This is a genomic window from Glutamicibacter sp. NPDC087831, assembly GCF_044742845.1.
GTDB lineage: Bacteria > Actinomycetota > Actinomycetes > Actinomycetales > Micrococcaceae > Glutamicibacter.
In genome coordinates this window covers 950,806-965,054 of record NZ_JBIUVH010000001.1, presented here as the reverse complement: position 1 = coordinate 965,054, position 14,249 = coordinate 950,806, and the positions used below count along the sequence as shown (strand labels likewise).

Genomic DNA, 14,249 nt, shown 5'->3' with positions numbered 1-14,249 from the left:
TCCACGCTCGATGACTCGAATGCGGGACAAGGCTTGCCAGCCAAAGATCAAGTTTACACGAAACGGCAGCAGCTTTCGCTGAGGCTTAGCGCACAATCAGCGCTTGCCCTTGGAGCGCTGCGGATCCTTGCCCCGGATGATTTCACGCAAACGGGACAGGCGGGACCCTATGGTTTTTTCCGCACCGTTATTGGTCGGCGTGTAGTAGTCGGTGCCCACCAGATCATCGGGCAGGTACTGCTGGGTTGCGATGGAGTGCGGAGCATCATGGGCGTAGATGTAGCCCACGCCATGGCCCAGCTGCTTGGCGCCGGGATAGTGCGCGTCACGCAGGTGGTCGGGAACCAGCGATCCCTTGCCTTCGGATACGTCGGCCAGGGCGGCGTTGATCGCATTGTACGAGGCGTTGGACTTCGGGGCCGTAGCCAGATGAACCGTTGCCTGCCCGAGCATGATCCGTGCTTCCGGCATGCCGGTGAGCTGCACCGATTGAGCGGCAGCTACGGCAACGGGAAGTGCGGTGGGATCGGCCATGCCGATATCCTCCGAGGCCGAGATCATCAGGCGGCGGGCGATGAACCGGGGGTCCTCCCCCGCAGAGAGCATGCGCGCCAGGTAATGCAGGGCCGCGTCCACGTCAGAGCCACGAACGGACTTGATGAACGCGGAGATGATGTCGTAGTGCTGGTCGCCATCCTTGTCGTAGCGCTGGACCGCCTGGTCCATGGCCAGCTGCACATGGTCGTCCGTAATCAGCACCGGTGGATCGATGCCGGCGCCCGCGGCGTTCCAAGCCACCGCGCCGGCTGCTTCCAGCACGGTCAGGGAGCGGCGGGCATCGCCCTGGGCCAGGCGGACAATGGCGTCGCGCTGCTCCTCCTTGAGGACCACCTGGCCGTCGAAACCCCGCTCGTCGGCCACAGCGCGCTCAAGCAAAGTGGACAGGTCGCCGTCGGTCAGCGGACGCAAGGTCAGCAGCAACGAGCGCGAAAGCAGCGGCGAGATCACCGAGAAGGAGGGATTTTCCGTCGTCGCAGCTACCAGGACGACGACACGGTTTTCCACGCCGGGCAGCAGTGCGTCCTGCTGGGCTTTGTTGAAGCGGTGGATCTCGTCGAGGAAGAGCACGGTGGTAATCCCGCGCAGATCGCGGTCATCCTTGGCCTGTTCGATGACTCGCCGGACATCTTTGACACCGGCGGTGATGGCCGAAAGTTCCACGAATTTGCGGTCGGTGGCGCGGGCGATCACGTGGGCGATGGTGGTTTTGCCAATTCCCGGAGGGCCATAGAGGATCACACTGGCAGGTCCAGCCAACCCGGTTTCAGGGTTTTCGGCCAGCTGCCGCAAGGGTGAACCCGGGCCTAGCAGGTGTTGTTGGCCGACGAGCTCATCCAAGGTCTTCGGGCGCATGCGCACCGCCAGTGGCGGACGGGGCCGGTTGACTTGGGGCTCACGCGCATCGCGTGGCTCATCGGACAGGGAATCGAACAAATCGCTCACCCCCTAAGCCTACCGATATTCTGGAAGCCCCACCGTCTTTTGAAAGGTCCGCCATATGCGCGCTGTCGTCCAGGTCGCTTCCACCGCCCATGTTGAGGTTGAAGGGCAGATTACCGGCCAGCTCGACTCCCCCGGTTTGGTGATCCTACTTGGGGTGACCCATGAGGATGATCAGGCGATCGCACGCAAGGTGGCCGAAAAGATCTGGCAGCTGCGGATCATGGAGGATGAAACCTCCGCAGCCGGGGTGAATGCACCACTGCTAGTGATCAGCCAGTTCACCCTGTACGGTTCGGTGCGCAAGGGCCGTCGCCCATCCTGGTCCAATGCGGCGCCCGGTCCTATCAGCGAACCGCTGTACGACTACTTCGTGGAGCACCTGCGCGAATTGGGTGCGAGCGTTCAGACCGGTGTATTTGGCGCGATGATGAATGTCTCGCTGACCAATACCGGACCGTTCACGATGATCGTAGACTCGGCAGACCTCCCCTAGCGGCCGGTGCTTTGTACCAGTTGGGTCAGTTGTTCGAAGCTGGCTCGTTGCTCGGCTAGTGCTACCCGTCCGGTGGCGGAGAGTTCGTAGACCTTCCGGCCCGGGCCACCTTGGCCTTCTTCCCAGCGGGTTTCAACAAAACCCGAGGCCTCGAGTTTGGCCAATGCGGGGTAGAGCGTGGCTCCCTTGATCGGCCCGAAACCGCGTTCCTGCAGGGATTTCGCCAGTGCATAACCGTGGGCCTGGCCAGCCGAGAGTTCGGCGAGTAAGAGCATCGGCAACATGGCGCGTTGCCAGCTACCCGGAAAGCCTTCGGGCTTAGTCATCGTCGCGCTCCTGCAGTGCCCGGGCATTGGCTGCTCGTTCCTTGAGCTTCTCTTGGACGTAGGCCTTGCGGTCAGCCGGACGCAGCTCGTAAACGCTCACCGCGGCAAACACCAGCACTGCGACCCCAAAGAAAATATCCCCGCCATTTCGCGCTGGATCCATCAGGCCAGCGACCGCGCCGACCGCGAATAAAGCGACTACGGTCAAGGTGGCCATGCGGCGTAGAAGCCAACGACGCTTGAGCGCCTTTTCGGTGTTCACTGCCAGCCCAATCACGAATTCATTGGGCGTTCCGAATTCAAGGTTTGGGTCAGCTTTTTCGCCTCGGGTCGCCGCATCATCGAGATGTTCTCGCGCAGTACTCAGCGACTCGTTGGCTTCCTTGTGACTCATGCCGTAGCGTCCGCGCAGCAGTCTGGTGGTTTCCGCGAACCACTCGTCGGTGCCGAGAAGGATTTGTTGCCCGCCAGCGGCTTTCTGCGCTTTATAGGCAGGCATCAGATAGAAGCAAGCAACCACCAGCCCTGCGCCAAGAATTGGAGCTAACCAATTTGGCAGGGGCAGCAGATTATTGCTTCCTCCTATCTGCACGATTAGAGCGGCAGCTCCAACCGACACGAGGATACCTACCGGTCCCAGTATCCAGGACAGGCCGAATTTCCCCTTCAATCGGTTAAACCACCACAGGTATCCCGATAGTGCGATCCCTGCCCCGGCAGTTAGAGCAGAAAGCTGCCAGTAGTGCCACGAACTCGAGGTCCACCCATCGCGGAACCCGATCCAGATTCCAAATCCAGTGCACAGCAGGCCAATAAGCATCCCAACAACCGCCAATAGCGCAGTACTTGATTCGACGGGAAGTTCCGCGTCCGCGCGCTGCTCTGGCGTCAATAGACATTGAGCCCGCGTCTCACCATATTCGCCCGAATGGCCAAAGAGTTCCTCGGCCCGCTGCCCGCTATCGCGAACCATGCTCAGGGTGCGATCCAGTTCGAGCGCCACCTGCGCATTGGTGAGGTCGTTCCACACCATTGAAGCGAAAAAGGTTTTAGCCCATTCCTGGTCCGCTTCTGGGTAACGTTCGATGATATCGTGTGGTTCTTCTGCTGGCACGTATCGCTCCAAAGTGGTCGTGAGAACTGGTTCTGCAAACTAAGTCAAAAACAAACCTAGTATTAAAAATACTCATAGTCCACCAAAAGAGCTAATTCCAGGTTAAAAAGAAGCCGGATGGAACGCATTCAAGCGTTCCATCCGGCGTTACGAAGCTGCGTGAACCTACTTGGCTTCGGCCTTGGCTTCGGTCTCTTCGGCCTTCTTCTTCTCAGGCTTGAAGTCGATGCCGGCTTCCTTGCGCTGCTGCGGGGTGATTGGCGCAGGAGCCGCGGTCAGCGGATCGAAACCGCCACCGGTCTTCGGGAAGGCGATGACGTCGCGGATGGACTCCGAGTTGGTCAGCAGCTGCAGCACGCGGTCCCAACCCAGGGCGATGCCGCCATGCGGTGGCGCGCCGTACTTGAAGCCCTCGAGCAGGAAGCCGAACTGGGTGTCAGCCTGCTCCTGGGTTACGCCCATGAGCTTGAAGACGCGTTCCTGGACGTCGCGCTGGTGGATACGGATCGAACCGCCTCCGATTTCGTTGCCGTTGCAGACAATGTCGTAGGCGTAGGACAGGGCCGATGCAGGATCGGTGTCGAAGGTGTCCATGAACTCCGGCTTGGGGCTGGTGAACGCGTGGTGCACAGCAGTCCAAGCGCCAGCGCCCACGGCTACGTCGCCCGAGGCGACAGCGTCGGAGGCAGCTTCGAACATCGGTGCGTCGACGATCCAGACGAAGGCCCAGTCGCCTTCCTTGATCAGTCCGGTGCGGTGGCCGATCTCGACACGGACCGAACCGAGCAGTGCGCGGGATTCGTTCTTCTTGCCGGCGGAGAAGAAGATGCAGTCTCCGGCGGCTGCGCCGGTAGCTGCGGCCAGTCCGGCCTTCTCTTCGTCGGACAGGTTCTTGGCCACTGGGCCAGCCAGCTCGCCATCTTCCTTGATCAGCACGTAGGCAAGGCCCTTGGCACCGCGCTGCTTGGCGAATTCCTGCCAGGCATCCAGGGTGCGGCGCGGCTGCGATGCGCCGCCAGGCATGACCACGGCGCCGACGTACTCGGACTGGAAGACCTTGAAGGAGGTGTTCGCGAAGTACTCGGTCATTTCGGTCAGTTCCAGGCCGAAGCGCAGGTCCGGCTTGTCCGAACCGTACTTGGCCATGGCCTCCGAGTACGCCATGCGGCGGATCGGGGTCGGGACCTGCACGTCGATCAGGTTCCACAGTTCGGTGACCAGCTTTTCGCCGAGCTCGATGATGTCATCTTCCTCGACGAACGATGCTTCGATGTCCAGCTGGGTGAACTCCGGCTGGCGGTCCGCGCGGAAGTCCTCATCGCGGTAGCAGCGGGCGATCTGGTAGTACTTCTCGAAGCCGCCGACCTGCAGCAGCTGCTTGAACAGCTGCGGGGACTGGGGCAAGGCGTACCAGCTGCCCGGGGTCAGTCGGGCCGGCACGACGAAGTCGCGGGCGCCTTCCGGGGTGGAGCGGGTCAGCGTCGGGGTTTCGATCTCGATGTAGCCCTGGTCGTGCAGCAGGTTGCGTGCCACGCGGTTGGCCTCGGAGCGCAGGCGGATGTTGCGGGCCGGGGTCGGGCGGCGCAGGTCCAGGTAGCGGTGGCGCAGGCGCGCTTCCTCGCCGACCTCGACGTGCTCGTCGACCTGGAATGGCAGCGGGGCCGCGGTGTTCAGCACGGTCACGGTCTCAGCGATGACCTCGATCTGCCCGGTAGGCAGATTCGGGTTCTCGTTGCCCTCCGGGCGGCGCTCGACGGTGCCGAGAATCTGCAGCACGAACTCATTGCGCAGCGGATGGAAGTCCTCTTCATCGCGCACGACGACCTGGGCCACGCCCGAAGCATCACGCAAATCCAGGAAGGCGACACCACCGTGGTCGCGGCGACGCGCGACCCAACCGGTGAGTGTGACCTGCTGTCCAATGTGCTCGGCGTTCAAGACGCCCAGCTGATGAGTGCGTAGCACTACGATCCTTTCGGTCGGTTGGGAAAGTTTCTTCCCATGAAGTTTAGTGCACCGTGATTGGTGCGCGGGCGGGCGATGGAGCCCGAGAACTAGCTGATGGCGATCTTCAGGTCCGCTTCGGCCGGCATCCAGGTGGACGGATCCGCGGCGACCTGCTCGCCGGAACGGATGTCCTTGACCTCGTGGGCGCCATCGGCATGGGTGAACCAGACGAACGGAATCCCGCGTCGATCAGCGAATTTGATCTGCTTGCCGAACTTCTCCGCGCTGGCTGCTACCTCGCAGGCGATGCCGCGCTCGCGCAGCTGCGAGGCTACATCCTGCGCTTCGTGCCAGGACTCGTCGTTGGCCAAGGTGACATATACCACCGAAGGCACCGAACGGCTTGCGGTCACGGACTCTTCTGCAAGGATGCGCGAGACCAGGCGGGTGACGCCGATGGACAAGCCCACACCCGGGTAGTTCTTCTTGCCCTTGGAAGCCAGCGATTCGTAGCGCCCGCCCGAGCAGATCGAACCCAGGGATTCGTGGCCCACCAGCACGGTTTCGTACACGGTGCCGGTGTAGTAGTCCAGCCCGCGGGCGATGGACAAATCGGCCATGACCTTGCCCGGTGCGCGCTTGGATGCGGCATCGATGACCTGCGAGAGCTCATCCAAGCCGGTATCCAGCAGTTCGTGGCTGACGCCCAGTGCGCGGACCTGCTCCACGAAGGACGTGTCCATGGTGCGGATCTTGGCCAGGGCCAGGGCGGCGGCGGCCTGCTGCGCGGTGGCGCCGACTTCTTCGACCAGGATCTTGGCGACGGCATCATCGCCGATCTTTTCCAGCTTGTCGATGGCGCGCAGGACTGCATCCGGATCTTCCAGGCCCAGGCCGCGGTAGAAGCCCTCGGCCAGCTTGCGGTTATTCACCCGCAGGCGGAAATCACCGATCGGCAGGGCGGAAAGCGCGTCGGCAATGGTCAGCGCCAGCTCCACGTCGTAGCTGAAGGGCAAGGTGCCATCGCCCACGACATCGATGTCGGCCTGGGTGAATTCGCGGAAGCGGCCATCCTGCGGGCGTTCGCCACGCCAGACCTTCTGCATCTGGTAGCGGCGGAAGGGGAAGGCCAGGTGGCCTGCGTTCTCCACCACGTAGCGTGCGAAAGGCACGGTGAGGTCGAAGTGCAGGGCCAACGCGTTGGGATCGTTCTTCTCATCCTCCGCGGCCAGCCGTGACAGTCCGTAGACTTCCTTGTCGATTTCGCCCTTGCGCAGAAGTTGCGCTCGGGTTTCCACCGCACGGGTCTCGATGTTGGCGAATCCATGCAGTTCGAAGACGTGGCGCAAGGTATCGAGCACATGCTGTTCAACTGCCCGTTCGGCGGGAAGCCATTCCGGGAAACCTGATAGTGAGGCCTTGCGTGCCATGAAACTCCTTAGTGCAAATTGGGCTACCTACCCATCTTATAGCCCGAAACCCGAGAAACCTGTGCACGTCGGCTTACTAAGAAGCGGAGGTCACAGGTAGAGTTGGCTAAAGCAAGTGCTCGTAAAGTGAAAGAGTTTCAGCGGTGACCACCAGTCAGCAATCCGACGACAGCCAGAAGACCCCATTGCCACAGGCCCAGAAGCCTGCCGCAAAGCCGGTTGTAGCGCCAAGCGTCGCACATACCACTCCCCTCGACGAAGCGGCAAAGTTCGCCCGTGTGACCGAGGACGGCCACGTCTTCGTGATCATTGACGGCGCCGAATTCCCAGTGGGCCAATACCCCGACGCAACGCAGGACGAAGCCCTGGGCTACTTCGTGCGCAAATACGACGACGCGCTCTCGCAGCTGATGCTCCTGGAGCAGCGCGTCGTTGCCAAGGCCCCGGCCGGCGAGCTCAGCAAGGCTGTGCAGGCGCTCTCGGCCACCGTTGCCGAACGCCATATGGTCGGCGACATCCCGGCGCTGGAAACGCGCCTCGAGAATGCCCGCGTAGCCGTCGAGGCATTGACCAGCGAACAGCGCAAGGCCAACGACGAAGCTCGCGCGGAACAGCTCGCTGCCCGCGAAGCCATCGTCGAACAGGCTGAAGAGCTGGCCGGCAAGCGCCCGGAGCAGATCCAGTGGAAGACCGCTTCGGCGGCGATGAACGAGCTGTTCGACGCCTGGAAGGGTTCGCAGCGTTCCTCGGTGCGCCTGCCACGGTCCACCGAAGATGCGCTGTGGAAGCGATTCCGCTCCGCCCGCACCACCTTCGACCGCCATCGCCGGGCCTACTTCTCGCAGCTGGATTCGACCAACGCGGCCGCCAAGGAAGTGAAGGAAGAGCTGATCGCTCGCGCCGAGGTGCTGCAGGGATCCACCGACTGGACCGCTACCGCCGCCGAGTACCGCAAGCTCATGGACGAGTGGAAGAAGTCGCGCCGTGCCTCGCGCAAGGACGACGACCAGCTCTGGAGCCGCTTCCGCGCCGCCCAGGATGTCTTCTTCCAGGCCCGCGCCGCGGCCAACGCCAAGATCGATGACGAGTACTCCCAGAACCTCGTGGTGAAGGAAGCCCTGCTGGAAGAAGCGCGCGCGCTGCTTCCCATCAAGGATCTGGCTGTTGCCAAGAACAAGCTGGATTCGATCCGCACCCGTTGGGAAGCTGCCGGCAAGGTGCCGCGCAACGACCTGCAGCGCATTGAATCGGCCCTGCGCCAGGTCGAGGACGCGGTCAAGGGTGCCGAGGACGAACAGTGGCGCCGTTCCAACCCGGAGACCAAGGCCCGCTCCAACTCGATGCTCTCGCAGCTGCAGGACACCATCTCCGCCTTGGAAGATGATCTGGCAGCAGCACAGGCCAAGGGCAACGCCAAGCAGATCGCGACAGCCCAGGAAGCCCTGGATGCACGCCGCATGTGGCTGAGCACCTTGGAGAAGTCGGCTGCCGACTTCCAGTAAGTAATCCACAGATCGCTTGCACACCGCCAACGCGGCGGCGCGAACTGGTTCAGTAGCTCTATGGAAACGAGAAATTCCCCAGCTACCGGACCTCGCGCCGCCGCGTTGCGCATTCCCGGGGACCTGTGGATCGCTGGTGAGATGTTCACCCGCAACGAGCTGCACGCCATGGCCCACAACGGCCTGCTGATCGAGGTCCTCGGTGATTATTTTTTGCCCAGCAGCATCCGAGTCAACGCGTCGGTGCGGGCACGGATTGCAGGTTTCGCCTGTGGCCGCGAGCTGGCCCGCGATGCGGTGCTAGCTCGCCAAACTGCAGCCTGGATCCATGGGCTCTTGCCGTCAGTGTCCACATTGTGCATCTACACCAAGAGCTACCATCGGCCGTTCTACCCCGGGCACGGGCTGAGGGCGGAATTCGCCCAAATGCAGGTGCCGGATACGGACATGGTGTTCCGCAGCCGCATCAGGGTGGCCACCGCATTGCGCAGCGCCTGCGACTGCGCGAAATACGATCCATTGCCCATTGCCAGCCGCGTACTGGGCACAGTCGCGGCGCTGGCAGATCCCTACCTGACTTTGGACGCCATCAAACAAGCCCTGGCATCTGAGGTTCCCTCACCCGAGCGCTCCCGAGCCCTGCGCCTGGTCCAGTCCTTCTCCGATACGGCGCAAGCGGCCTAGGTTGCCGCCGCGGGGTGCACCGCGCTATTAGCGGCGGGACCCTGCGGTGGTGCGGTAGACATCGTAGACGCCATCGATGCGGCGTACTTGGTTCAGCACGTGGCTCAGGAACTTGGGATCGCCCATTTCGAAGGAGAAACGGGAGATTGCCACACGGTCCTTGCTTGTCTGCACACTGGCCGAAAGGATGTTCAAGTGGCTTTCGGAGAGTATCCGGGTGACGTCGGAGAGCAGCGACTTGCGGTCCAATGCTTCGACCTGGATCTCCACCAGGAACACGCCATGGTGCTTGGTGGCCCACGTGACATTGACCAGTCGATCCGGCTGCTCGGCGAGCTGCGTCAGATTCAGGCAGTCGGTGCGGTGCACCGAGACTCCGGCGCCACGGGTTACGAAACCCTGGATTTCATCTGGCGGCACCGGGGTGCAGCAACGCGCCAGCTTCACCAGCACATCCCCCAGGCCCTCGACGATCACGCCGGCGTCGTTGCCCGTAGCCGGGCTGGGAGCCATTGGGCGGACTACCGCTTCCTCATCGACCTGTTCGGCTTCTGGAGGGCCAATCAGGGCCGTTAAATGCTCAATGACGTTCTGTGCACTGGTATGGCCGTCGCCCACGGACTGGTACAGGGCCGAAATGTCCGTGTGGTGCAGTTCATTGGCTACCGCCGTGAGCAGGTCGTGAGTCATCAATTTCTGCAATGGCAGCTGGTTGCGACGCAGTTCCTTGGTCAGCAGCTCCTTGCCCTTTTCGATGGCCTCCTCGCGGCGTTCCTTGGAGAAGTAACCGCGGATCTTTGCCTTGGCACGAGGCGAGCGGACAAAGTTCTGCCAATCCTGGGATGGGCCAGCGCCTTCGGCCTTCGAGGTGAAGACCTCCACCACATCGCCCTGCTTGAGCTCGGTATGCAGTGGGACGAGCTTGCCATTGACGCGGGAGCCGATGGTGCGGTGGCCGACGTCGGTGTGGATCGAGTAGGCGAAATCCACCGGTGTGGCACCAACCGGCAAAGACATGATGTCGCCCTTGGGGGTGAACACATAGACTTCAGCGGAGCTGATCGTGTAGCGAAGGCCGTCCAGGAACTCCTCGGAGTCGGCGGTATCCGCCTGCCACTCCATCAAGGAACGCAGCCAATCCATATTCTGTTCCGGCGAAAGCATGGAGTTATCGGTCTGCCCATGCTTGTACTGGAAGTGCGCTGCTACACCGTATTCGGCGCGTACGTGCATATCGTGGGTGCGGATCTGGATCTCTACCGGCTTGCCTTCAGGACCCATCACCGTGGTGTGCAGCGACTGGTAGAGGTTCAGCTTCGGGATCGCAATGTAGTCCTTGAAGCGGTTAGGCAGTGGATTCCACTCCGCATGCACGACGCCCAGGGCGCCGTAGCAGTCCTTGACGGTATCCACCAGGATGCGCACGCCCATGAGGTCATGGATATCGTCGAAGTCCTTGCCGCGCACGATCATCTTCTGGTAGATCGAGTAGTAGTGCTTGGGCCGGCCGGACACCGAGGCATGGATGGCGACATCGCCGAGATCGCCCGAAAGGGTCTGGCGGATCGAGGAGAGGTACTTTTCACGTTCCGGAGTGCGATCGCCCACCATGCGGACGATCTCCTGGTAGACCTTCGGGTGCAAGGCAGCGAAGGACAGGTCCTCCAGCTCCCACTTGACGGTGTTCATGCCCAGACGGTGTGCCAGCGGTGCGAAGATCTCCAGGGTTTCCTTCGCCTTGCGCGAGGAAGATTCCGGGGATACGTAGCGCCAGGTACGGGCATTGTGCAGGCGGTCGGCCAGCTTGATCAGCAGCACGCGGATGTCGCGGGACATGGCCACGACCATTTTGCGCACGGTCTCTGCCGGGGCCGCATCGCCATAGGTGACCTTGTCCAGCTTGGTCACGCCATCGACCAGCATGGCGATTTCCTCGGAGAATTCCTTCTTAACCGACTCCAGGGAGTAATCGGTGTCTTCAACGGTGTCGTGCAGCAAGGCGGCGGCAAGAATCGAGCCGGTCATCCCCATCTCCGCCAGGATCGTGGCGACGGCGACCGGGTGCGTTATGTACGGGTCGCCGCTCTTGCGCTTCTGGCCTTCATGGTACTTTTCGGCGACCTCGTAGGCGTGGACCAGCAGGTCCAAATCCGCCTTCGGATGCTTGGACTTGACCGTGCGCAATAGCGGTTCAAGGGTCGGCGATGTGCTCGGGGTGCTCCCCCGGCCAGCAAAGCGCACCAAACGAGAGATAGAGCGTCGTTTCGAATTGTTCAGGTTAGGCGTATTCGCCATGCCCCGCTCCTTCCCGTTGCCGTTGGATTCTTTCCCGAGCCTGCGTGAAGCCCGACGGAATCCAACGGTAGTTCCGGGCCACCAGATCACTGGTAGCCGTGCACTGAAAAAACACCTTCTTTAGTTCAAACGTTATAGCACGTTCGGGCGGTGACAACTAATTACGCATCTTCCCGCTTAAGCGAATTGGTGCCCCCAGCAAATGCTGGGAGCACCAAATTCAGATCTTCGGATCGGTTTAGGCAGCAGCCATCTTCTTATCGTGCGCTACCACGTCGTCGTCCTTGTGGCGGAGCCAATGGAACATTGGCGCCTGCACGAACAAGGTCGACAGGGCCGAGACGATGATACCGACGAACAGCGCCAAGGACAGGTCCTTGAGCGTACCGGCACCCAGCAGGTAGGAACCGATGAATAGGATCGCGGCCACTGGAAGCACGGCAACGACCGAGGTGTTGATCGAGCGAACCAGGGTCTGGTTCACAGCGAGGTTCACCAGCTGCTCGAAGGTGCGCTTGGACTGCTGGGTGTAGTCCTTGGTGTTTTCGCGGACCTTGTCGAAAACCACCACGGTGTCATACAGCGAGTAGCTCAGAATGGTCAGGAAGCCGATGATCGCGCTGGGCGTGATTTCGAAACCGGACAGCGAGTAGATGCCCGCAGTCACGATCACCACGGTAATCAGTCCGACGATCGCTGCCAGCGACATCTTCCAGGTTCGGAAGTAGGCAGCCATCAGCAAGCCCACCAGGACCACGAAGACTACCAAGCCAACCAGTGCCTGGCGCGAAACGTCTTCACCCCAGGTTGGGCCGATGAAGTTACTGGTAACTTCATCGCTGGAGACGCCGTAGTTCTCCGCGAGCTGGCCGGCGATGGCCAAGGTCTGGTCATCGCTCAAACGCTCAGTCTGCACGCGCATGGTGCCCGGAGCAATGTTGGTGACCGTTGCCTCGGAACCCGAAGCCACCGAGCTAACAGTTTTTTCACCAATCGAGATATCAGTGTTCTGCACATCCGAAACGGTGAATTCAGAACCACCGCGGAAGTCGATGCCCAGGTTGAAGCCGCCCTTGACCACTGGAAGCAGGATCGACAGCATCACCAGAATACCGGCGATCAGGAACCACAACCGGTACTTGGAGGTGAACGGGTAGGAACGCTTGCCGGTGTAGAGCTCGTTGCCCCAAGTGACTAGCTTATTCATTGTTCTCCTCCTGGGCCTTGGCCTGCGTGCTGGCTGGCTGTTCGGCCTGTGCACGGCGACGCTCGGCAATCGTCATGCGCTTGGCGGCCTCAGCCGAGGCCTTCGCATTCTTCTTGCCGCGGTTTGCCACAACGTTTTCATCGAAGCGGCGAACCTTGCCTGCACCTTGGTACAGCGGCTTGACGCCAAGCAACGATGGATCCATGCCCGAGAGCGGGTGGCCGTTGGCGAAGAACTTGGTGCGTGCCAGCAGGACCAAGGTTGGATGGGTCAGTCCGTACACGACCACGAGGTCAACGATTGCGGTCAGGCCCAAGGTGAAGGCGAAGCCTCGCACGTTGCCCACGGCAACGATGTAGAGCACTACTGCAGCCAACACGTTCACGGCCTTGGAAGCCAGAATGGTGCGCTTGGCACGCTTCCAGCCGATATCCACGGCGCTTGCCAATGGCCGGCCTTCGCGCAACTCATCTCGAACACGCTCGAAGTACACGATGAACGAGTCCGCGATCAGGCCGATCGCCACGATCAAGCCAGCCACGCCCGCCAGCGACAGGCGGTAGTTCATGCCCCAGCCAAGCAGGACCAGGCAGAGGTAGGTCAGCACACCGGCGACGAGCAGCGAAGCGATGGTCACCAAGCCCAGGGCGCGGTACTGGAACAGCGAGTAGACGAATACCAGGACCAGGCCGATAACACCGGCAATGAGGCCCGCGGTCAGCTGGTCAGCACCCAGCGTTGCAGAAACCTGGCGCTCTGACTGGATGTCGAAGCTGATTGGCAGTGCGCCGTACTTCAGCTGCTCGGCCAGCGCCTGCGAGGTGTCCTGGGTGAAGCCACCGGAAATCTGCGGACGGCCATCGGAGATCACCGCATTGGTGGTTGGCGCCGAAATGGTTTCGCCATCAAGCACGATGGAGAACTGGTTCTGCGAACCCTGCAGGGCAATCAGACGCTGCGTGGTATCGGCGAAGATCTTGGTGCCCTCGGCATCGAATTCGATGACGACGACCCATTCGCCGGTGACCGAACCATTGACGCCGCGAGCGAGCTGCGCATATGCGTCCTTGATCTTGTCGCCGGAGATTTCCTGTGGGCCAAGGATGTACTTGACGCCCATGTCCGTATCGCAGGAGATCATTGGCTTGGCCGGGTCCGCAGCGTCGCCGCCACGGTCCTTGAGCTCGGTTTCGCAGTCGTAGCCTTCAAACTCCTGGAAGAGCTCTGCGGTGATCCAGTTGGTGTCCGATGGGTTCTCTGGCTTGCCCTCGGGCTTTGGCAGGTCTTCCTTGGGAGTGCGATCTTCCTCAGGAGTGGCTGCGTAGCTGCCGGTGATCAGCACCGGGCGGAACTCCATGTTGGCCGAGGCCTGGATCAAATCGCGAGTGGTCTGGTCCGGGGTGCCGGGCATCGAGACCACAACGTTGCGACCGGACTGGGTGGTGATTTCCGATTCGGTAACACCGGAACCGTCCACACGCTGGCGGATGATCTCCACAGCTTGGTCCAGTTGTTCTTGGTTGATTGCTTCGTCGCCCTGGACCCGAGGGGCCAGGATCATCTCGGTACCGCCTTCGAGGTCGAGGGCGAGCTTCGGTCCCCATCCGGTTTTACCGTTCGCTGCACCGGCTACCAACACGCCGGTTGCGATGATGAAGACGATCAGCAACCATAGCAACGCTTTGCGCGCCTGCTTAACAGGTCTGATTGATGACATCTATTGTGCTTTCTGGTTTGGGTGGCTTAGC

Annotated in this window: 11 protein-coding genes; 3 read left to right on the top strand and 8 right to left on the bottom strand. The window is 61.5% G+C overall.

What is annotated here, in order from left to right; genetic code table 11:
* Positions 1-96 precede the first annotated feature (96 nt).
* Positions 97-1,503, bottom strand: a complete 1,407-nt coding sequence (locus tag ACIOJF_RS04755) for a replication-associated recombination protein A (RefSeq protein ID WP_402734815.1) — start codon at positions 1,501-1,503, stop codon at positions 97-99.
* Positions 1,504-1,558: 55 nt separating this feature from the next.
* On the opposite strand from ACIOJF_RS04755, the gene dtd reads away from it, so the two are divergent.
* On the top strand, positions 1,559-1,996 hold the full coding sequence (gene dtd, locus ACIOJF_RS04750; RefSeq protein WP_105658289.1) for a D-aminoacyl-tRNA deacylase: 438 nt from the start codon (positions 1,559-1,561) through the stop codon (positions 1,994-1,996).
* Here dtd and ACIOJF_RS04745 read toward each other — a convergent pair.
* From ACIOJF_RS04745 to hisS, 4 genes are all read right to left on the bottom strand, one after another.
* Positions 1,993-2,322, bottom strand: coding sequence for a PadR family transcriptional regulator (locus ACIOJF_RS04745; protein ID WP_105658288.1), 330 nt, complete (start codon positions 2,320-2,322; stop codon positions 1,993-1,995). The genes dtd and ACIOJF_RS04745 overlap by 4 nt on opposite strands.
* Positions 2,315-3,436 carry a hypothetical protein gene (locus ACIOJF_RS04740; protein ID WP_146112312.1) on the bottom strand — a complete coding sequence of 374 codons (1,122 nt, stop codon included), beginning with the start codon at positions 3,434-3,436 and terminating at the stop codon, positions 2,315-2,317. Before ACIOJF_RS04740 ends, ACIOJF_RS04745 begins: the two co-directional genes overlap by 8 nt.
* Positions 3,437-3,601: 165 nt before the next feature.
* Positions 3,602-5,401 carry an aspartate--tRNA ligase gene (gene aspS / locus ACIOJF_RS04735; protein ID WP_134780094.1) on the bottom strand — a complete coding sequence of 600 codons (1,800 nt, stop codon included), beginning with the start codon at positions 5,399-5,401 and terminating at the stop codon, positions 3,602-3,604.
* Between the two features lie 89 nt (positions 5,402-5,490).
* On the bottom strand, positions 5,491-6,813 hold the full coding sequence (gene hisS / locus ACIOJF_RS04730) for a histidine--tRNA ligase (protein WP_133833328.1): 1,323 nt from the start codon (positions 6,811-6,813) through the stop codon (positions 5,491-5,493).
* A 143-nt stretch (positions 6,814-6,956) separates the two neighbouring features.
* Here hisS and ACIOJF_RS04725 point away from each other — a divergent pair, with 143 nt between their 5' ends.
* A complete protein-coding gene (locus ACIOJF_RS04725; RefSeq protein ID WP_402741292.1) occupies positions 6,957-8,315 on the top strand; it encodes a DUF349 domain-containing protein in 1,359 nt (452 codons plus the stop codon).
* Positions 8,316-8,375: 60 nt separating this feature from the next.
* Positions 8,376-8,999: a hypothetical protein gene (locus tag ACIOJF_RS04720; RefSeq protein WP_133833326.1), complete on the top strand. Its 624-nt coding sequence runs from the start codon at positions 8,376-8,378 to the stop codon at positions 8,997-8,999.
* A 27-nt stretch (positions 9,000-9,026) separates the two neighbouring features.
* Here ACIOJF_RS04720 and ACIOJF_RS04715 read toward each other — a convergent pair whose 3' ends face one another.
* The 3 genes from ACIOJF_RS04715 to secD form a co-directional block, all read right to left on the bottom strand.
* Positions 9,027-11,294 (bottom strand): bifunctional (p)ppGpp synthetase/guanosine-3',5'-bis(diphosphate) 3'-pyrophosphohydrolase, encoded by a 2,268-nt coding sequence (locus ACIOJF_RS04715; protein WP_105658282.1) that lies wholly within the window; start codon positions 11,292-11,294, stop codon positions 9,027-9,029.
* Between the two features lie 238 nt (positions 11,295-11,532).
* Positions 11,533-12,501 (bottom strand): protein translocase subunit SecF, encoded by a 969-nt coding sequence (secF, locus tag ACIOJF_RS04710; RefSeq protein ID WP_105658281.1) that lies wholly within the window; start codon positions 12,499-12,501, stop codon positions 11,533-11,535.
* Complete coding sequence (gene secD, locus ACIOJF_RS04705; RefSeq protein ID WP_105661368.1) at positions 12,494-14,218, bottom strand: protein translocase subunit SecD; 1,725 nt, start codon at positions 14,216-14,218, stop codon at positions 12,494-12,496. The genes secF and secD overlap by 8 nt, the downstream gene beginning before the upstream one ends.
* Between the last annotated feature and the right edge of the window lie 31 nt (positions 14,219-14,249).

Coding starts and splice junctions, on each gene's coding strand:
- secD (WP_105661368.1), bottom strand. CDS start 14,218: ATGTCATCAATCAGACCTGTTAAGCAGGCGCGCAAAGCGTTGCTATGG.
- ACIOJF_RS04720 (WP_133833326.1), top strand. CDS start 8,376: ATGGAAACGAGAAATTCCCCAGCTACCGGACCTCGCGCCGCCGCGTTG.
- dtd (WP_105658289.1), top strand. CDS start 1,559: ATGCGCGCTGTCGTCCAGGTCGCTTCCACCGCCCATGTTGAGGTTGAA.
- secF (WP_105658281.1), bottom strand. CDS start 12,501: ATGAATAAGCTAGTCACTTGGGGCAACGAGCTCTACACCGGCAAGCGT.
- ACIOJF_RS04745 (WP_105658288.1), bottom strand. CDS start 2,322: ATGACTAAGCCCGAAGGCTTTCCGGGTAGCTGGCAACGCGCCATGTTG.
- hisS (WP_133833328.1), bottom strand. CDS start 6,813: ATGGCACGCAAGGCCTCACTATCAGGTTTCCCGGAATGGCTTCCCGCC.
- ACIOJF_RS04715 (WP_105658282.1), bottom strand. CDS start 11,294: ATGGCGAATACGCCTAACCTGAACAATTCGAAACGACGCTCTATCTCT.